A 19518-nucleotide genomic window follows, 5' to 3' on the forward strand; every position below is an offset into this window, starting at 1 on the left:
CTCTAGGAAAGATTATGCCAAAGCGAAGCGATATTAAAAACATTTTATTGATAGGAAGCGGTCCTATTGTCATAGGGCAAGCTTGTGAATTTGATTATTCTGGCACACAGGCGGCTAAAACCCTAAAGGAGCTTGGATACCGCGTTATTTTGATTAATTCAAATCCTGCGACTATTATGACAGACCCTGAATTTGCCGATGCGACTTATATAGAACCTATCACAAAAGAAAGCATTTTGAGCATACTTAAAAAAGAAAAAGTGGATGCCATTTTACCTACTATGGGCGGTCAAGTTGCCTTAAATGTGGCTATGGAAGTGTTTGAGAGTGAGGAATTTAAAAAAGACTTTTCTTTTGTGAAATTCTTAGGTGCAAATCCTGAAGCGATTAAAAAGGGCGAAGATAGACAAATTTTTAAAGAATGTATGAAAAAAATCGGTATGGATTTACCTAAATCTATGTATGCTTACGATTATGAAGAAGCCTTAAAAGCAGTCGATGAAATAGGCTTTCCTTTGATGATACGCGCTTCTTACACGCTTGGAGGAGCGGGAAGTGGTGTTGTGTATAATTTAGACGAATTTAAAGACCTTGCCACAGCAGCGCTTAGTCTCTCTCCTATCCACGAAATTTTGATTGAGGAGAGTTTGCTCGGCTGGAAAGAATATGAAATGGAGGTTATACGCGATAGGCTTGATAATTGTATTATCGTTTGTAGCATAGAAAATTTAGACCCTATGGGCGTGCATACGGGAGATAGCATAACAATAGCCCCCGCCCTAACTTTAACTGATAAAGAATATCAAGCGATGCGTAACGCCTCTTTTGCTATTTTGCGTGAAATCGGCGTGGATACAGGTGGCTCGAATGTGCAATTTGCTATTCACCCACAAAATGGCAGAATGATAGTCATTGAGATGAATCCACGCGTTTCACGCTCCTCCGCTCTTGCCTCTAAAGCCACAGGTTATCCCATTGCTAAGGTTGCTACGCTTTTAGCAGTTGGTTTTAGTTTAGATGAGATTAAAAACGACATCACAGGAACTCCTGCTTCTTTTGAACCTGCGATTGATTATATTGTTACAAAAATTCCGCGTTTTACCTTTGAGAAATTTCCAGGAGCCAATGAAATTTTAGGCACGGCGATGAAAAGTGTGGGTGAAGTTATGGCTATGGGACGCACCTTTAAGGAGAGTTTGCAAAAAGCACTTTGCTCTTTGGAGAGAAATTATAGCGGTTTTGATAGGGTGCAGTTTGAAGATAAAAATGAGCTTATTTTTAAGATAAGAAATGCAAATGAAAAGAGGCTTTTATATATAGCAGAAGCTTACAGACAGGGCTTTAGCACGGAGGAGCTTTATGAGCTTTGTAGGGTGGATAGGTGGTTTTTGGAGCAAATTAGAGAAATTGTTGAGTTTGAAAAAAAGATTGATATGGATATTTTAAGCGATAAAGTGCTTTTAAGAAAAGCGAAAACTATGGGTTTTTCGGATAAGAAAATCGCCGTTTTAGTCAATGAAAAGGATAATTTAGAGCTTTCTCAAAATGACATTTATTATGCGAGAGTTAAGCATAAGATTATAGCTGAATTTAGCGAAGTAGATACTTGTGCAGGGGAGTTTAAAGCTCTTACACCTTATCTTTACTCAAGCATTAATGCTAGTGAGCTAACTCAAAGTAAATTTGAAAACAAAAAGGAAAAAAAGGTGCTTATTATAGGAGGAGGACCAAACCGCATAGGACAGGGCATTGAATTTGACTATGCTTGCGTGCATGCCTCTTTTGCCTTGAAAGATTTAGGCATTAAGACCTTGATGTATAACTGCAATCCAGAAACCGTTTCAACCGATTATGATACGAGCGATGTATTGTATTTTGAGCCTATTGATTTTGAGCATTTAAGAGCGGTGATTGAAAGGGAAAAACCTGATGGTGTGATAGTGCATTTTGGAGGGCAAACTCCGCTTAAATTTGCTAAAAGACTAAGTGCTTTTGGGGCGAAGATTATTGGCACGAGTGCTAGGGTGATTGATTTAGCTGAAGATAGAAAGAAATTTGCGCTTTTTTGTGAGAATTTGGAGATTAATCAGCCTAGAAACGCTACTGCTACTAAGGTTGAAGAGGCGGTTTTAAAAGCGAGTGAGATAGGCTATCCTGTGTTAGTGCGTCCAAGTTATGTTTTAGGTGGGCGTGCGATGCGTGTGGTATATGATGAGAGCGAACTTCGTCTTTATATGCAAGAGGCGGTGGCTGTGAGTGAGAGAAGTCCTGTTTTAATCGATGAGTTTTTAGATAATGCCACAGAAATCGATGTTGATGCCATAAGTGATGGTAAAGAAGTCTATGTGGCTGGTATTATGGAGCATATTGAGGAGGCTGGAATTCACTCAGGTGATAGTGCTTGCTCCTTGCCACCTTGTAATATCGATGAAAAAACGCAAGAACTCATTTGTCAAAAAACCACAGAAATAGCTCTAAATTTAGGTGTTAAAGGTCTTTTAAATATCCAATTTGCCCTGCATAAAAATAAGCTTTTTATGATAGAAGTTAATCCTAGAGCTAGTCGCACCGTGCCTTTTGTGAGTAAAGCCACAGGAGTGCCTTTAGCTAAGGTCGCTACGCGTGTGATGTGGCAGGGGAATTTAAGGGAGGCTTTGGGCTTTTATGACTCTTTTGGGGTGGTTGATTTTAAACTTTTACGCCCTAAAAAGTCAAATTATATAAGCATTAAAGAAGCGGTTTTTCCTTTTGCGAAATTAAGCGGAAGCGATTTGGAACTTGGACCTGAGATGAGATCAACTGGCGAAGTTATGGGTATTAGCAAGGATTTTACTAAAGCTTATGCTAAGAGTCAAATTTGTGCCTTTAATCCTCTGCCTAAAAGCGGTGTCGTTTTTATCTCTCTTAAAGAAAAGGATAAAAAATTCGCTACTAAAATTGCTGAAGCTTATACTAAAATAGGCTTTTCTTTGTTTGCTACAAGCGGTACTTGTGCGAAGATTAAAGAAGCTGGTTATGCGTGTGAGTTAGTGTATAAGATTTCAGAAGGACGCCCTAATGTCGAAGATAGGCTTAAAAATGGCGAAATTCATCTTGTCATTAATACAAGCGATTCGCATAGTTTTGTGGGGGATACGAAGAAGATTAGGGAAAATATTTTGCGTTTTAAAATTCCTTATTTTACAAATTTGCGTTCAGCTTTTGCGGGAGCAAAGAGCATTAAGGCTATGCAGGATAAAAGTTATTTAGAAGTCAAAAGCTTACAAGAGTGGCTTAGGCAAAATCATTAATAAATTAAAGGACTAATATGCAAATTTTAGCACATCGTGGGTTTTGGCGTGAAAAAAACGAGCAAAATACCCTTGCAAGTTTAGCTAAGGCTTTTGATATGGGTTTTGGCATAGAAACAGACCTTAGAGACGGGGGGGGGGGGGGTAATCTTTTACTTTCTCACGATATCCCCACATCTTTAAGTGAGAAAGCGGAAGAGTTTTTTCAATTTTATCATGCACATTCTTTTCATTTTCCATTGGCTTTAAATATTAAGGCTGATGGGCTACAAAAACATCTTTTAGAATTCATTAAACGCTACGAAATCAAAAATTACTTCGTTTTTGATATGTCAGTCCCTGATGCCCTTTTGTATCTTAAAGATGGCTTTAAGGTCTTTACAAGGCAGAGTGAGTATGAAAAAGAACCAAGCTTTTATGAGGATGCTTGTGGGGTGTGGCTTGATGAATTTCATACGCATTATATCGATGAAAAGCTTATTTTAGAACATTTGGAAAATGACAAACAAATAGCGATCGTTTCACCAGATTTACATAAAAGATCCTATGAAAAAGAGTGGGAGGAGTATAAAAAAATTATAACTAAGCATAAGCTTTATGGAAAAATAATGCTTTGCACAGATAAGGTTTTAGAAGCGAAGGAGTTTTTTAATGATTAGGGCGATTATTTTTGATATGGACGGAGTTTTGATTGAGGCGAAGGATTGGCATTATGAGGCTTTAAATAGAGCCTTGAGGCTTTTTGGTTTGGAGATTAGTCGTTATGAGCACTTGAGTGTATTTGATGGCTTACCAACGAGGGATAAGCTCGAGATGTTGAGCGTAGAAAGAGGATTACCTAGGGCTTTGCATAGTTTTATTAATGAGATGAAGCAGCAATTTACTATGGAACTTGTGCATTGTGCTTGTAAGCCGCGTTTTTGCCACGAATTTGCCCTGTCAAAACTTAAAAGCGAGGGTTATAAAATAGCAGTGTGTTCGAATTCTATCCGTAAAAGTATAGAGGTGATGATGCAAAAGGCAGCACTTGATAGTTATTTAGACTTTTATCTTTCTAATGAAGATGTGAGTAAGGGTAAGCCTGATCCTCAAATGTATAATAAAGCGATTGAAAAATTTGGCTTAAACCCTAAAGAATGCTTGATAATTGAGGATAATGAAAACGGCATTAAAGCAGCAAAAGCAAGCGGTGCAAATGTAATGATAGTAAGTGAGGTCGATGAGGTTAATTATGATAATATCAAGGCGCAAATTGCTAAATTTAAGGAGGCTTTATGATAAATATAGTCGTGCCTATGGCGGGTTCATCGTTTTTCTTCGATGAGAAAAAGGACGGCTTTATTAAGCCTTTTGTGGAAATTTGTGGCAAAACAATGCTTGAGCTTTTTATAGAAAATTATGCTTTTGTGGAAGATAAGCGTTTTATTTTTATCTTAAAAGAAGAGGATGTAAGAAGTTTTCATTTAGATGAGGCAATTAGCGTTTTAACACATCATAAAGCGTCTATTTTAACGACAAAAAATGAAACGGCAGGTATGCTTTGCTCGGCTTTATTGGCTGTGGAATTGATAGAAAATGATGAGCCTTTATTGGTGGTTAATAGTGATCAAATTTTTGAATTTGACATAAATGCAACATTAAAAGAATTTAAAGACTATGATGCTGGGGTTTTAAGCTTTGAAAGTATTCATCCGCGTTTTGCCTATGTGAAATGTGATGAGAGGAATTTGGTGCTTGAAGCTTTTGAAAAGCGACCGATGAGTAAAAATGCTGTGGCGGGCTTTTATTATTTTAAAAAGGGGCGATTTTTTGTCGAGGCAGCGAAAAGGACGATAAGAAAGGATATGAGTTTAAATGGGAAATTTTTTATCGCCCCGCTTTTAAATGAACTCATTTTGCAAAATAAAAAAATTTTAAATAATAAAATCGATAAAAATGCTTATCATACATTTTATTCTAAAGAAAAAATTAACGAATACGAAAGGATAAAAAATGCTTAAAAATTTGACAAAAGCTTACATTAAGGCTTTTAATGATAGGAACTTAGAGAGTGTTGAGGCTCTTTTAGATGAGGATTTTATTTTACAAGACCCTGCTGTAAAAAGGATAGAAGGGAAGCAAAAAGCCCTTGAGGCGGTTGAGAGCATTTTTTCTTCTTGTAAAAATTTAAGCTTTAGTGCGAAAAATATTTATGAAGATGGACAAACGACCTTCATAGAATTTATCTTAAAGCTTGATGAGGTAAAGCTTGAGGGTGTGGATATTTTGGAGTGGCAAGGAGATAAGATTAAAGAACTTCGTGCTTATTTGGATTTACCTAAATGAAGCCTTTTAAAATCGCTCTTTGTTTAAGTGGGGCTTTAAGATATGATTATTGTGAAGATTTAAGACATATTGTTAAAAATGTCGCCACCCCTCTTAATGCGGACATTTTTCTTTTTTCTTGGGACGAGGCTTATTTGTGGGCTGGAGCTGGTGGGCTTGGTGTGGGTTTTTTGCGAAATTTTATCGATGAAAAATTACTTCAAAATGCTCCAAATGAGCTTTTGATTGATAATTATCAATTTTCAAAACTCTTTCCTAATGTCTTTTCTTTAATTGAGCAAGAATACGCAGCTAAAATTCCAAAGAAAAATTTAGATACTATTAAAAATTTTACAAATTTTAAAGCTTTGGCTTTAGAAAATGTCGATTTTTTTATGCAAAATTATCCTAGAATTTTACCTATCCATAATAGTTCAAAAATGTTTTATGGTTGGAATAGAGTTTTAAATTTACTTTTTGAATACGAAAGAAAAATGAAAGAGCGTTATGATTTTATCATTATGCTTCGCCCAGATAAACGCTACACTTTAAATTTAAGCCTTGATGAGCTTAAAAATTTAAAGACTAAAGATCTTGTCATTGAGACTTCTAGTGATGAAAAACAACTTGGCGATGTTTATGCTTTTGGTAGGCGTTTTGCTATGGTGGAGTTTTTATCGACCTTTGCTAAGGCAAGTGGAGGTGTAAATGAAGAATTTTTTGAACATTTTCCTTGTGGGATTAATTGTGCGAGTTATGGTTGTTTAGATCACGCTATGTTAAGGCGTTATGTGGATTTTATAGGGCTTAATGTGATTAAGGGGCAAAATTATGTCAAATGGCAAAGTGCAAGTAAGGCGACACATTTTCCTAATGTTAAAGAAGCACTTGGGAGCGATTTGAAAAAATTATCACAAAATTATCCTAAAGAGAAATTAAAAGAATTTGAAAGCTTTTTTGAGGGATTAAATTCTCATCTAAAATCACTTAAAATTCATAGAAAATATTTTTATTACAATAAAACTTTAGCAGATGAGAGAATTAAGGCGACTTTAACTTACAGATTAGGCTTTGAGCTAGTGCAAACTTGTAAAAATAGGAATTTGGTTGATTTTATAGCTTTACCTTATCGTTTATTAAAAATCAAAAAACTTCATAAAATTGAAAAAGAAAATTACCAAAAAGCGATAAAAATTAATCCAAAGCTTAGTTTGCCACCTTTAGAGCATTGTGCTGATTATGAAAAAGCTTTATATGTTAAAAATCATCTATCTTACAAAGTGGGAGAGAGTTTTTTAAAAGCTTGTAACACGGGGGGGGGGGGGGGGGGTGGCTCCGCTTCTTTTTCAAGGAGCTTCCTAGGATAAACAAAGAATTTAAAAGGAGAAAAAGTGCAAATTTTTAAATTAGAAAATATGATAAGGGGCTGGTTTGTAGGAAATTTTGAACCTAGCGTTTTAAAAAGTAAAGATGTGGAAGTTGGCGTTAAAGAGTATCAAAAAGGCGATTATGAGCAAAAACATCATCATAAAATCGCCACAGAAATCACACTTATAGCAAGAGGTAGAGTAAAAATGAACGGCGTAGAGTATCAAAAAGGCGATATTATCGTTATAGAGCCTAATGAGGCGAGTGATTTTGAGGCGCTTGAAGATACGATTAGCGTTGTGGTAAAAATGCCTTGTGTTTTAGATGATAAGTATTTAGGAGAAGCAAAATGAATATAGTTATCCCAATGGCAGGGCTTGGAAGTCGCTTTGCAAAGGCAGGTTTTAAAAAGTCAAAACCTTTTATCGATGTGCTTGGAAAGCCTATGATAGTGCGTGTTTTAGAAAATTTAGCTTATGAAAATGCAAAATACATTTTAATTGCTAGAAAAGAGCAGTTGGAAAACGAAAAAGAAGCGATAGAGGAGATTAAAAAAGAATTTAATGTCGAATTGATTTGCATTGATTCTCTTAGTGAAGGCACTGCTTGCACGGTGCTTTATGCAAGAAAACTTATTGATAATGACACGCCCTTACTCATCGCAAATTCCGATCAAGTGGTCGATTTTACTTTGAGTGATTTTGCTAAGGATTGTTTTGAAAGAAAGTTGGACGGCTCTATTTTGACCTTTATTGATTTAAAAAAAGATCCTAAATGGTCTTTTGCTAGACTTGAAAAGGATTTGGTTGTGGAGGTTAAGGAAAAAGAGGCGATTAGCGATATTGCGACTGTGGGAATTTATCTTTTTACTAGAGGGAGTGAATTTGTGGATAGTGCGATTGATATGATTTGCCGAAATGATAGGGTTAATAATGAATTTTACACTTGCCCTGTGTATAATTATGCTATAAAAAATGGCTTAAAGATAGGAATTTACAACATAGCTTTTGAAAATATGCACGGGCTTGGCACACCGGAGGATTTAGAAGCGTATTTAGGGCTTTTACGCTCTTAATCACTTCAAAATGCGAGGCAAAGTGATGCCTGTTTGTTTTTGATACTTGCCTTTTTTATCCTTATAGGTCGTATCACAAGGGCTATCCCCCTCCAAAAATAGCACCTGAGCTATGCCCTCATTAGCATAGATTTTGGCAGGTAGGGGGGTGGTGTTAGAAATTTCTATAGTGATATGTCCTTCAAAGCCCGGCTCAAATGGCGTTACATTGACTATAATCCCACATCTTGCATAAGTGCTTTTACCTAGACAAATGGCTAAAACATCATCGGGCATTTTAAAATATTCCACCGTCCTAGCCAGAGCAAAAGAATTTGCAGGCACTATACACACATCGCCCACAAAATCGACTACATTAGCCTCAAAAAAATTCTTAGGATCGATCACGGTCGAATTAATATTGGTAAAAATTTTAAACTCACGCCCCACTCTTATGTCATAACCATAGCTTGAAAGCCCGTAGCTTACAACTCCTTTGCCTATATTTGCTTCACAAAATGGCTCGATCATTTGGTGTTTTTGTGCCATTTCTCTTATCCATTTATCTGCTTTTAAACCCACTTTTTTCCTTTCAAATTTATGTCAATTTTAGCGAAAAAGAGTTTAAATTTCTTATCATACACTTAAAAATTTTATAATGACACTTTAATTTTTTTATAAGGATGGAAGATGAGAAAAATATTTGCTTTTTTGGTGGCTTTTTTGAGCCTTTTTGTAGTGGCTTGTAGTGATACTTCTACAACAAATAATGATTCAAATGCAAGTTTGAGCTTAAGAGTTGGCACAGCACCTAATTATAAGCCTTTTGACTATAAAGAAGATGCGAAATTAACGGGCTTAGATATTGATTTAGTCAATGAGATTGCCAAAAGAGAAGGCATAGAGCTTACTTGGGTGGAGATGAGCTTTGATGGGTTGATTCCAGCTTTAAAAACAGGTAAGATTGATATGATAGCCTCTGCGATGAGTGCGACAGAGGACAGAAGAAAGAGTGTGGATTTTAGTGATGTGTATTACACAACTAAGAATCTTTACATTAAGAAAAAAGATAATGAGGCTTTAAATTCTAAAGAGGATTTAGAAGGTAAGATTATAGGCGTTCAGCTCGGCACTTTGCAAGAGCCAGCTGCTAAGGCGATTAAAGATACTAAAGTGCAAAGTAATGAAAGCTTGAGCGTGGTGATTATGGAGCTTAAAGAGGGCAAAATTGATGCGGTAGTTGCCGATAAAGATGTTTCAATGGGCTATTTGAAAGAAAATGCTGATCTGATAGGCTTTTTTGAAGAAGAAGACGGCAGTGAGGGCTTTAGCTTTGCTTTTGATAAAGACAAGCAAAAAGAGGCGATTGAGAAATTTAATAAGGGTTTGAAAGACTTAAAAGCAGATGGCACTTATGATCAAATTTTAACTAAATACGAGCTTAACTAATCAAAAACTAAGCCTTGCAATGCTTTCTTGCAGGGCTTTGAAAAAGTGGTCAATATCTTCTTTTTCGTGCGTATAATGAAAGCTAACCCTAAGCCAACCCGGCTTAAAAGTTAATTTTTGATTATCTTTTAAATGTAGCAAATCGTGTCCATAAGGTCCTGCACAAGCACAGCCAGCTCTTGTTTCTATGTGAAATTTCTTACTTAAATCATAAGCTAAATCAAAGGGAGAAAGTTTTTTGATATTAAAAGAAAAAATGGCTAGTCTTTTTGTCAAATTTTTAGCATAAAGTTCTAAATTTGGCACTTCTTGACATTTTTGAAAAAAATAATTTTTTAAAAACTCTTCTTTTTTTTCTATATAATCAAGTCCTATTTTATCTCTTATTTCAAAGGCTAAAGAAGCGCGTATGAGCTGCAAAATTCCGGGCGTTCCTCCTTCTTCTAAATTTTCTTCATTACAAAGATAATTTTGCGAAGTGCGTGAGACATAACCCACCGTTCCTCCAGCAGCAAAACTTGGCGTTGTTCCACATAAAGTCTTTTTGATAGCCAAAAGCCCACACGAGCCTACTCCGCCTATGAGTTTATGTGCGCTGATGAAAAGAGCATCGTAGAATTTGCAAGGGATATTTTTATAGGGGATAAAGCTTGAGGCATCAAAGGCGACTAAACCTCCATATTGCCTTACTAGGGTTGAAATTTTTTCATAATCACTTAAAATCCCCGTTACATTAGAGGCTAGAGAAAAACTAGCGATGATTTGCCTTTTTTGATTGAGGCTTAAAATTTGCTTTAAAAATGCAAAATCAATCTCCCCTTGCTTATCTAGTGGCACTCTTACACACTCACAAAGGGCTTCTCTAAAGGAAAGCTCATTAGAATGATGCTCATAAGGTCCTACAAGCACGAGCGGGAGGGATTTGGGATCTATTTGACTAAGATATTTTTGCTTTAAAACAGGAGGTGCATAAAGTCCTAAAAGCTCTTGAAATTTCTTAATCGCTCCACTACTACCTGTTCCACAAGCGATTAGGGCGAAATCTTCGTTTAAATTTAAGCTTTTTTTAATTTTAATCCTTGCTTCTTCGTAGAGTTTTTGCATTTTAAAGGCATTAAGTGAGCTTTCTGAGTGAGTGTTTGCATAAAAGGGCAAAATCGATTTGATGCGTTTTTCTACACTTTTAAGGGCTAAAGCACTTGCTGCAAAGTCCAAATAAAGCGTATTTTTACGCAAAATGATGTCTTTTTTTAAATCCTCAATTTGCAAACATTATCCTTAATGAAATTTTGTTAAAATTATAAAAAATTATTTTAAATAAAAGGATAGACATTAAATTTCATAGCTTTGCGTGTTTGCATCCTGAGCTTGATTTACATCAAATGGTTGATTTTTATAGTGTGTTTGATGGGCTTTGGGTGGAGTATTTTTCTAATGATATTTTTGATAGTATTAAGGCGTTGATTTTACCAAATTATAAGCTTTTAGATGAAAAATTTTTGATTAATGAGACGGAAGAAAAGGCTTTGATTTTATTTGCTAAAAATAATCGCAAACGCTATTCTATTAACCGCGAAATTCAGCACTTTAAGGCGTTAAACACTTTTAACAAGCTTTTGAAATCTGGCATTTTACGCATAGAAAAAAGCAAGGAAAATAAAATAGAAAAATCCAAGCACCACAAGCTAAAAAAAGAGTTAAGAGACTATGTCATTCAAGATAAAATTCTTTTTAAGGATCATTATACGCGTTTTCATTTTTATTTTTTAAAGCCTAATGAAAATTTGATTTTGGCGGGGAAATTTGATGAGCTTTTGGAAAAGATAAGGGAGAAATTTGAGTTTTATCAAAGCTTTTGTTTTGAGCAATTAGCAAGGGAATTTGTGGAAAAGCATTTTAATCTTTACTGCGTTCAAAGCTATTGGGATAGGAATTTGGAGCTTGATTTATATTATAAAGATGAAACAATTTCTCTCATAGGCGAGGTCAAATTTAAAAATAAAAAAATTTGTAAAAATGTCTTAAATGATCTTTATAAAAAAGCACAAGAGCTCAATTTAAAGCCTAATTATTATATAATCTTTTCTAAAAATGGCTTTTCTAAGGAGCTTGAAAGCTTACAAAGTGAGCATTTGCTTTTGTTTGATTTAAGTCATTTTAAAGCTTTGATGTGAGGATAAAATGGATAAAAATATTTTGCAAAGTTTAGACTCTAATGAAAAAGAAACATTGCAAAAAGGGCTTCAAAGCCTCATTGAGCAAACTTATGTGATAGAAAATGAGTATAAAATACTTAATGAAAATTACAACGCCCTAAGGGCTATGATGAGTGAAGTTATCGAGGTTTTGCCTACGGCACTTTGGATTATGGATAGAGATAAAAAGATCATTTTGCAAAATAGAGCCGCCGCACAAAATGCAAATTTATTGGAGCAAATTGATCTTAAAAGCACCCACTATGAGCTTGAATTTGAGAACAAATTTTATACGATAAAAATCATAGCTCAAAATGAAAAAACTATCATTTCAGCCACAGACATTAGTGATGAAAAAAGAAATGAACGCCTTGCTAGTATGGGAAGTGTGGCAGCACATTTAGCTCACGAGATAAGAAATCCCATAGGCTCTATATCTTTACTTGCCTCCACGCTTTTTTCTAGAGTCGAGCTTAAAAATAAAAATATCGTGCTTGAAATTCAAAAAGCTATCGCAAGGGTTGAAAGAATAGTGAATTCCACCTTGCTTTTTACTAAGGGTGTGCATATTAATAAGGGCTTTTTTAATCTCTTAGAATTAAAAGAAGAGTGCGAACAAGCCATTGCATCTTATAATTTTTCTAGTGATATTAGCTTTGAAATGGAATTTTTTGATTTGGAAATTTATGCGGATAAGGCTTTGCTAGGCTTAGTTTTGCAAAATCTTATTTATAATGCTATTGATGCGATTGAAGAAGAGGAGAGCGAAGAGCCTAAAATTTGCATTAAAGCTTATGTAAAAGGGACGAATTTGCATGTGGAAATTTTAGATAATGGTTGTGAAATTAAGGACGAAAAGCTTGTTTTTGAAGCCTTTAAAACAACTAAACTTAAGGGAAATGGGCTTGGACTTTCTTTGTCAAAAGAAATCATCAATGCCCATAAAGGAGAGCTTGGCTTTAAGATAAAGCCTAAGCTATTTTATTTTACCTTACCTTTTGAGTTGATTGACAATACTTAGCATTTCATCACTTGTGGTAATCGCCTTTGAACCTGCTTCATAAGCTCTTTGTCCTGTGATGAGGTCGGTCATTTCTTCGACAAGTTGGACATTGCTAAGTTCCACAAAGCCGTGTCTTATGTTTCCTAAGCCGTCCTGTCCTGCTATACCTGCTACTGGTGCGCCACTAGCTCCGGTTTCAAGGTAGAGATTATCCCCCATAGAGTGAAGTCCTGCTGGGTTGATAAACTGCACTAATTCAATTTGCCCGATTTGCGTTTCTTCTTGTTCGCCTGCTAACATCACAGAGACGGTGCCGTCTTTTGCGATGCTAATGTTTGTCGCACCCTCTGGAACGGTCATTTCTGGTATTAATCTATATCCGTCTGCATTGACGACATTTCCTTCATTATCCCTTGTAAATTGTCCATTTCTTGTATAAGCTGTCGTGCCGTCAGGAAGCTGAATTTGGAAAAAGCCATTACCCTCGATCGCCATATCAAAGCTATCTGTGCTAGTAGATTTATAGCTACCCGGTGTAAAGACCTTTGTAACAGCCGTAGGACGCACCCCTAAGCCTACTTCTATGCCTGATGGAGAAAGCGTAGTGGCAGAGGTGGAAGTGCCTGCATATTTCATCGTTTGATACATCAAGTCCGCAAATTCGGCTCTTGATTTTTTAAAGCCTACGGTATTGACATTTGAGATATTGTTTGAAGTTACATCGATTTGTGTCTGTTGGGCGACCATACCTGTGGCTGCCGTGTGAAGTGAACGCATCATTTTTTATCCTTTTTTATTTATTTTATTACTTAACGCTTGCGAGTTTATTAATCGCATCTTGATTTAAATCATCCATATGAGCTGTCATTACCTTTTGATACATCTCAACCATTCTATTTGCCTCGATGAGGCTGACCATTTCGCTAACGGGATTGACATTTGAGCCTTGAGAAAAGCCTTGTTTAACCGAATTTGAAATTTCTAAATCTCTAATGCGGGTTAAATCATCGATTTTATAGGTATTATCCCCATCCTTTTCTAAAGCCCTTACATCATCAACTTGAGCGATGAAAAGCCTAGCATTATTCTCTCCATCGACACTAATATTGCCATTTTTATCTGCATTAATATGCACCGCACCGTTTCCTATAATGATGCCAGCACCTTCTGGATTATTAAAATAATTACTGCTTAAGACCTTATAGCCTTGCTTATTAACCAAATAGCCCTCATCATCAAGTTGAAAATTTCCGTCTTTTGTGAGTCTTAGCTCCCCATTTTTAGTTTGCACGAGGTAAAAGGTATCCTCTCTAGTCATTGCAAAGTCTAAAGGATTATTGGTCGCTTTTAAAGAGCCTGTGCTAAAATCCGTGTAATCTTGCGAAATTTGAGGCACTCTATCAATAGTCGAATTGACAAAACGCGCCGCGTCTTTTGTGTGATTTTCTATAGGCAACTCGTCCTTAGTTTCTTTAAAAATCCTTTTAAAATCCGCAATAACTACATCATCACGCTTATAACCGCTTGTGTTAATGTTTGCTAGGTTGTTTGTGATAACTTCAAGTTTGTTAAACTGCGTTACCATACCACCTGTGGCTTGATAATATCCATTTTGCATATTTTCACCTATATTTTAAGATTTACAGCTACTCTAGCAAAATGTGTTCCACTTTTTAAAAAGGCTTTATTTTGGGCGTTTAATCAGCCTAAAAGCAAAATGAAGCATAAAAAAAAGACAAGAAATTCCTATAATGCAAGCTCCACTTGAAAGATTAAACGCTGCACTTACAAATAAGCCAAACACACAAAAAATGCCGCTAATGCAAGAAGAAATGAGCATCATAGCTCCCAGTCTTTTGGCAAAAGATTCTGCGATAAAACTAGGGATACTTAGCATAGCCATAACTAAAATAAGCCCCACCAAGCGTATAGAAATGACGATGCAAAAAGCTAGCATTGCGATTAAAAGATAATGAAAAAAGCTCGTGTGAATTCCCTTAACTTTTGCAAATTCTTTGTCAAAACTTAGAATTTCAAATTGTCTATAAAATAAAAATAAAAGCAAGATAAAAGCACCATCGACAAAAGCCATAAGCCATAAATCATCGCTTGAAACGGCTAAAATAGAACCAAATAAATAAGCCATTAAATCGCTATTTTGCCCTGGACTTAAATCAATGAGTATAACCCCCACAGCCATACCAAAAGCCCAAATTACCGCAATAAAACTATCACTTCTATGAGAATAATGTTTGCTTAAAAAGGCGACTAAAAAAGCTAAAAAAAGTGTAAAAATACTCGTGCTAAGTAAAATGGGCAAAGAGAAATAAATCGCCAAGCCTATGCCTCCAAAAGCACCGTGCGTAATGCCTCCAGCCATAGAAAAGAGGCGATTTATCATCACTAAAACCCCCATAGCTCCACAGGCAATACTTACTAAAAGGGCGGCTAAAAGGGCGTTTTGAAAAAAGGTGTAGTTTAAAAACTCAAGCATTATTTTGTCTAAGATTTGTGATGTTTTGTGTTATATTTTTACTATAATTTAAAATTTTACTTTCGCAATTTTGCTTTTCTTCACACTGCAAACAATGCTCCAAGCTCATCTCCACATCACAAAAATGCGTATGATTTTCATATAAATGTTTTAAAAAAACACTTTTTTGTCTTTCTTTTTTGTCATTTTGATGTAAAAAAAGCTCTTTATTTAAATGTGCGATTTTATCGCTATAAGCAAGGACTAAATTAATATCGTGGCACACGGTTATAACGCCTATTCCTTCATTATGCAAGGCACTTAGCATTTCAAAAATTTGCACCGCACTTTTACTATCAACACTTGCCGTTGGCTCATCTAGGATAAGTAGTTTGCACCTATCGATTAAAGCTCTAGCGATGAGAACTTTTTGCCTTTGTCCCCCGCTTAATTCATTAAAGCTTTTATCCCAAAATTCCTCCATACCTATATTTTTAAGGCTTTTTAAGGCTTTTTTTTGATCTTCTTTTGTGTAAAAGCCAAAAATTTTTTGTCCTACAAGTCCCATTAAAACGATCTCAAGCACACGCGCATTGAAATTTGTGTTAATAAGGCTTTGTTGTGGGACATAGGCAATTTCATTTTTTTGGATATTAAAAAATTCAATTTGTTTTTTAGAGTTTAAAAGTCCCAAAATGAGCTTTAAGAGTGTTGATTTCCCAGCTCCATTTGCACCGATGATGGAGAGAAATTCGCGGCTATCATAGCTAAGATTGATATTTTTTAAAATTTCTTCTTTGTCGTAGCTATAATTTAAATTGTTAATTTTAAAATAAAGCACTAAAAAGCCTTTTTTAACGCCTTAGTCGTTTCTAAAAGCTCTTTGTCCCACTCCTTTGAGAGATGATTAATCATTGCAATTCTTGCATTGCACTCTTTTGCTAAAACCCTTGCAGCATTTTCAGGAAAGCCCGGCTGCACGAAAATGACTTTGATATTTTCTTCTCTTGCTTTTTTTATAATGCGTTTTAAATCGCTGATTTTAGGCTCTTTTCCTGCTATTTCTACCGGAATTTGCTCCAAATGATAGCGTTTTGCAAAATATGCCCAAGAAGGGTGATAAACGATAAATTTGCGATTTTTCACTCCTTTTAATTCCTCATCGATTTGTGAATTTAGACTTTCTAATTCTTTATGAAAATTTTGCAAATTGTTTTCATACATTTTAGCATTTTGTGGGTATTTTTCTTTGAGGGCTGTGGCTATGTTTGTCGCTAGGATTTTGACTAAAATGGGATCAAGCCAAGTGTGTACATCTTTAGCGTGGTCGTGGTCGTGGTCGTGGTCGTGATGCTCGTGTTCTTCTTCAAATTCTAAAAAGTGAATATTTTTTTGAGTATTTACAATGCTTAAGTTTGGAAAATTACGCTTAAATTTATCTAAAAAAACTTTTTCAAATTCCAAACCCATCGTAAAATAAAGATCACTTTTTTCAAGTTTGCTAAGATGAGATGCTTTAAATTCAAAGGTATGCTCATCACTATTTTGCGGTAAGAGCGTGTTAATTTCTACACTATCTCCTGCGATTTTTTTTACAAAAAACTCCTGTGGAGCTATGCTGACACTCACTACGGGCTTTGCCATCAAAAAACTGAAACCAAAAAATAAAAAGAGAAGAATTTTTTTCATCATTTCCTACCTAAATTTTAAATGCGAAATTATACGAAAATAATCTTAAAAATGCACTAATTTACACAAAAAAAAAAAAAAAACAAATTAATTTTTAAGAATTCTTGTATTAAAATTGCCACTTTGCAAGAATTCCTAAAGGAGAAAGTTATGACAAAAACACTTGGAGGCAAGATTTTAGCCTGTGTTGTGGCGATTTTTGTTGTAGTGATTGGTGTGATTGTAACTTACAACTATATTTCTAGTTCAAGTCAAATTTCCACACTTTTTAGAAGTATTCAAAAAGGTATTTTAGACGCTTCTTATACTACGATAGATATTACGATGAATGTTGAGGCAAAGCAGCATTTAAATGCTGTAGCGGAGCAAATTGTCGCACTGGATAAAAATGATGTTATCGCTCAAAGACGCGTTTTGATGACGGCGGAGGAGCTTATTAAATATCCTTCTATGTATATTGTTTATGAAAATGACGGAAAGGTGATTTTGCAGGATTACCATCCTGAAGTGGGTATTGAGAATTTATCTTCAAATTTTGATAATGTCGGTTTAGACTTAAGAGATAGATTTTGGTACAAAGAAACTAAGGAGAAAAGGCAAGGCATTATCTCTTCTACCTATGTTTCAAGTGCGGGTAATTATAAGGGTCAAAGACTTGCAACAGCAACTTATCCTTTAATTAAAAATGGCGAATTTATCGGCGTTATTGGTATGGATTTATTTGTGGGTGATTTTCAAAAAAGATTTGAAAATTTTGAAAGGGAGGAATTACCTGGACTTGATGTTTATATTACCGATGCAGATGGGAAAATTTTCTCCCATAAAGATCAAAAGATTATTGAAAGCACCACTCGAACCGAAGCAGAAATAGCCTTGCAAACAGCTTTAAAAAATGCACTTGAGGGCGAATTTGTCTATATGCACGATGGCAAAGAAAGAATAGGCTTTTATAAGCAATTTCCTTTTGGCTGGACCATAGTTTCTGCGACAACGCAAAGCGATTATACTGAGGCGATTAATAAGCAATTTTTCATCAGCACGGCAATAGCCTTAGTCTTGCTTGTTGTTGGTGCGATGTTTTTAGTGGTGTTTGTGAAAAAGCTTGTCGCTCCACTCAACTCCATCCAATCCGGTCTCAACTCCTTCTTTGATTTCATCAATCATAAAACACAAGACATCTCTACCATTAGCATTAAAACAAGCGATGAATTTGGTCAAATGGCAGCTGCTATTAACGAAAACATCAAAGCCACCAAAGAAGGCTTAGACCAAGATAAACAAGCTGTAAAAGAAAGTGTTACCACAGTAGGCATAGTCGAAAACGGAGATTTAACAGCAAGAATCACAGCTAATCCTAGAAACCCACAACTCATAGAACTTAAAAGCGTTCTTAATAATCTCCTTGATGTCTTACAAACTAAAGTGGGTAAAGATATGAATAAAATTCATTCTATCTTTGAAGAATTTAAAAGCCTAGACTTTAGACACAAAATAGAAAATGCAAGCGGTAGTGTAGAAGTAACCACTAATGCCTTAGGCGAAGAAATCATCAAAATGCTTAAACAAAGCTCTGATTTTGCAAATTCTTTAGCCAATGAAAGCTCCAAACTTCAAAACGCTGTGCAAAACCTTACTACAAGTTCAAATTCTCAAGCTGCTTCTTTAGAAGAAACTGCTGCTGCTTTAGAAGAGATAACCTCCTCTATGCAAAATGTTTCTCAAAAAACAAGTGATGTTATCACTCAAAGTGAAGAGATTAAAAATGTTACAGGCATTATAGGTGATATAGCTGACCAAATCAATCTTCTAGCCCTTAATGCTGCCATAGAAGCAGCAAGAGCAGGAGAACACGGAAGAGGCTTTGCCGTCGTGGCTGATGAAGTAAGAAAACTAGCTGAAAGAACACAAAAGTCTTTAAGTGAGATAGAAGCAAATACTAACTTACTTGTCCAATCTATCAATGATATGGCAGAAAGCATTAAAGAACAAACTGCTGGTATCACACAGATTAATGAAAGTGTGGCTCAAATAGATCAAACCACTAAGGATAATGTAGAAATTGCTAATGAAAGTGCTATCATCTCTAATACTGTTAGTGATATAGCTAATAATATCCTTGAAGATGTGAAGAAGAAGAAGTTTTAGGAGTTTTAATTTATACCCACTCTTATAACCTCCACTTTTTTGTGGGGGTTAATTGGTGATTAATGCAAGTAGAATTACAACAATAAGAAAAATTAAGAAATATTTTAAAAATTTGCCTTTTGTTTTTTTATGTGTTGCCATAAATGCTTTTTTATCAAAAATCATAGTTTGTAAGATTGTATGCATCGCTCCATCAATTTGTGCTAAGGATTGTGAGCCATTTTCATAAGTTATAATAATTGTTGAAATTTGCTGATTTCCTCCAGCCATACCACCTACTATAGCTCCTACTCCACCTAATAAAAGTCCGCCAATAGCAGCTGCAGCAATTGTTCCACCGGCTTTTTTACAATTGTCTTGATTTGCAATTTCTATTGATGAGATATTTGAGAGATAAAAATTTTCTTTATCTATAACTTTTGTAACATTCATCATTCTATCTTTATTTTTAATATAGCGATATTCATTTCCTGCGTAAGTACCAGCTAATATTTTGATTTTTGCCATTTTTTTCCTTTGTGAGATATTGATAAAAAAGAAAAATAACA

Annotated in this window: 20 protein-coding genes; 12 read left to right on the forward strand and 8 right to left on the reverse strand. The window is 35.3% G+C overall.

Going from position 1 to position 19518, the window contains the following annotated elements; all coding sequences use genetic code 11:
- The first annotated feature begins 14 nt into the window (after positions 1 to 14).
- From carB to EL158_RS01155, 8 genes are read left to right on the forward strand one after another with little or no spacing between them, the layout of a single operon-like run.
- Positions 15 to 3290: a carbamoyl-phosphate synthase large subunit gene (gene carB / locus EL158_RS01120; protein WP_027304479.1), complete on the forward strand. Its 3276-nt coding sequence runs from the start codon at positions 15 to 17 to the stop codon at positions 3288 to 3290.
- 17 nt (positions 3291 to 3307) lie between these two features.
- A complete protein-coding gene (locus EL158_RS01125) occupies positions 3308 to 3949 on the forward strand; it encodes a PI-PLC domain-containing protein (protein ID WP_027304480.1) in 642 nt (213 codons plus the stop codon).
- A complete protein-coding gene (locus tag EL158_RS01130) occupies positions 3942 to 4568 on the forward strand; it encodes an HAD family hydrolase (RefSeq protein WP_027304481.1) in 627 nt (208 codons plus the stop codon). The genes EL158_RS01125 and EL158_RS01130 overlap by 8 nt, the downstream gene beginning before the upstream one ends.
- Positions 4565 to 5290: a glycosyltransferase family 2 protein gene (locus EL158_RS01135; RefSeq protein ID WP_027304482.1), complete on the forward strand. Its 726-nt coding sequence runs from the start codon at positions 4565 to 4567 to the stop codon at positions 5288 to 5290. Before EL158_RS01130 ends, EL158_RS01135 begins: the two co-directional genes overlap by 4 nt.
- Positions 5283 to 5615 (forward strand): nuclear transport factor 2 family protein, encoded by a 333-nt coding sequence (locus EL158_RS01140; protein WP_027304483.1) that lies wholly within the window; start codon positions 5283 to 5285, stop codon positions 5613 to 5615. The genes EL158_RS01135 and EL158_RS01140 overlap by 8 nt, the downstream gene beginning before the upstream one ends.
- Positions 5612 to 6961, forward strand: coding sequence for a DUF8374 domain-containing protein (locus EL158_RS01145; RefSeq protein ID WP_126361371.1), 1350 nt, complete (start codon positions 5612 to 5614; stop codon positions 6959 to 6961). The genes EL158_RS01140 and EL158_RS01145 overlap by 4 nt, the downstream gene beginning before the upstream one ends.
- Before the next feature lie 48 nt (positions 6962 to 7009).
- Positions 7010 to 7315 (forward strand): cupin domain-containing protein, encoded by a 306-nt coding sequence (locus EL158_RS01150; protein ID WP_263864795.1) that lies wholly within the window; start codon positions 7010 to 7012, stop codon positions 7313 to 7315.
- Positions 7312 to 8037: a glycosyltransferase family 2 protein gene (locus EL158_RS01155; RefSeq protein WP_027304486.1), complete on the forward strand. Its 726-nt coding sequence runs from the start codon at positions 7312 to 7314 to the stop codon at positions 8035 to 8037. Before EL158_RS01150 ends, EL158_RS01155 begins: the two co-directional genes overlap by 4 nt.
- On the opposite strand, the gene dcd is transcribed toward EL158_RS01155, so the two are convergent.
- The gene (gene dcd / locus EL158_RS01160) at positions 8038 to 8598 is read right to left on the reverse strand and encodes a dCTP deaminase (protein ID WP_027304487.1); all 561 of its coding nucleotides are present in this window, start codon (positions 8596 to 8598) and stop codon (positions 8038 to 8040) included.
- 108 nt (positions 8599 to 8706) lie between these two features.
- On the opposite strand from dcd, the gene EL158_RS01165 reads away from it, so the two are divergent.
- Complete coding sequence (locus EL158_RS01165; protein WP_027304488.1) at positions 8707 to 9465, forward strand: basic amino acid ABC transporter substrate-binding protein; 759 nt, start codon at positions 8707 to 8709, stop codon at positions 9463 to 9465.
- Here EL158_RS01165 and EL158_RS01170 read toward each other — a convergent pair whose 3' ends face one another.
- Entirely contained in the window at positions 9466 to 10734 is a 1269-nt protein-coding gene (locus EL158_RS01170; protein ID WP_027304489.1) for an aminotransferase class V-fold PLP-dependent enzyme, read from the reverse strand.
- 113 nt (positions 10735 to 10847) lie between these two features.
- Between EL158_RS01170 and EL158_RS01175 the strand changes: the two genes are divergently transcribed.
- Positions 10848 to 11639 carry a DUF234 domain-containing protein gene (locus EL158_RS01175; protein ID WP_051529139.1) on the forward strand — a complete coding sequence of 264 codons (792 nt, stop codon included), beginning with the start codon at positions 10848 to 10850 and terminating at the stop codon, positions 11637 to 11639.
- 7 nt (positions 11640 to 11646) lie between these two features.
- Entirely contained in the window at positions 11647 to 12681 is a 1035-nt protein-coding gene (locus EL158_RS01180; protein WP_027304491.1) for a fla regulon two-component system sensor histidine kinase FlgS, read from the forward strand.
- Here EL158_RS01180 and flgG read toward each other — a convergent pair.
- The 5 genes from flgG to EL158_RS01205 form a co-directional block, all read right to left on the reverse strand.
- The gene (flgG, locus tag EL158_RS01185) at positions 12652 to 13443 is read right to left on the reverse strand and encodes a flagellar basal-body rod protein FlgG (protein ID WP_027304492.1); all 792 of its coding nucleotides are present in this window, start codon (positions 13441 to 13443) and stop codon (positions 12652 to 12654) included. The genes EL158_RS01180 and flgG overlap by 30 nt on opposite strands.
- Positions 13444 to 13468: 25 nt before the next feature.
- Positions 13469 to 14281 (reverse strand): flagellar hook-basal body protein, encoded by an 813-nt coding sequence (locus tag EL158_RS01190; RefSeq protein WP_027304493.1) that lies wholly within the window; start codon positions 14279 to 14281, stop codon positions 13469 to 13471.
- A gap of 66 nt (positions 14282 to 14347) precedes the next feature.
- Positions 14348 to 15157: a metal ABC transporter permease gene (locus EL158_RS01195; protein ID WP_027304494.1), complete on the reverse strand. Its 810-nt coding sequence runs from the start codon at positions 15155 to 15157 to the stop codon at positions 14348 to 14350.
- Positions 15150 to 15977, reverse strand: a complete 828-nt coding sequence (locus EL158_RS01200; protein WP_027304495.1) for a metal ABC transporter ATP-binding protein — start codon at positions 15975 to 15977, stop codon at positions 15150 to 15152. The genes EL158_RS01195 and EL158_RS01200 overlap by 8 nt, the downstream gene beginning before the upstream one ends.
- On the reverse strand, positions 15977 to 16825 hold the full coding sequence (locus tag EL158_RS01205) for a metal ABC transporter solute-binding protein, Zn/Mn family (RefSeq protein WP_027304496.1): 849 nt from the start codon (positions 16823 to 16825) through the stop codon (positions 15977 to 15979). Before EL158_RS01205 ends, EL158_RS01200 begins: the two co-directional genes overlap by 1 nt.
- 150 nt (positions 16826 to 16975) lie before the next feature.
- Here EL158_RS01205 and EL158_RS01210 point away from each other — a divergent pair, with 150 nt between their 5' ends.
- A complete protein-coding gene (locus EL158_RS01210) occupies positions 16976 to 18970 on the forward strand; it encodes a methyl-accepting chemotaxis protein (RefSeq protein WP_126361377.1) in 1995 nt (664 codons plus the stop codon).
- A 48-nt stretch (positions 18971 to 19018) separates the two neighbouring features.
- Here the strand turns inward: EL158_RS01210 and EL158_RS01215 are convergent, their stop codons facing one another.
- On the reverse strand, positions 19019 to 19477 hold the full coding sequence (locus tag EL158_RS01215; RefSeq protein ID WP_027303821.1) for a hypothetical protein: 459 nt from the start codon (positions 19475 to 19477) through the stop codon (positions 19019 to 19021).
- Positions 19478 to 19518 lie beyond the last annotated feature (41 nt).

The sequence above is a fragment of the Campylobacter upsaliensis genome (genome assembly GCF_900637395.1).
In the GTDB taxonomy this organism is placed as follows: domain Bacteria; phylum Campylobacterota; class Campylobacteria; order Campylobacterales; family Campylobacteraceae; genus Campylobacter_D; species Campylobacter_D upsaliensis.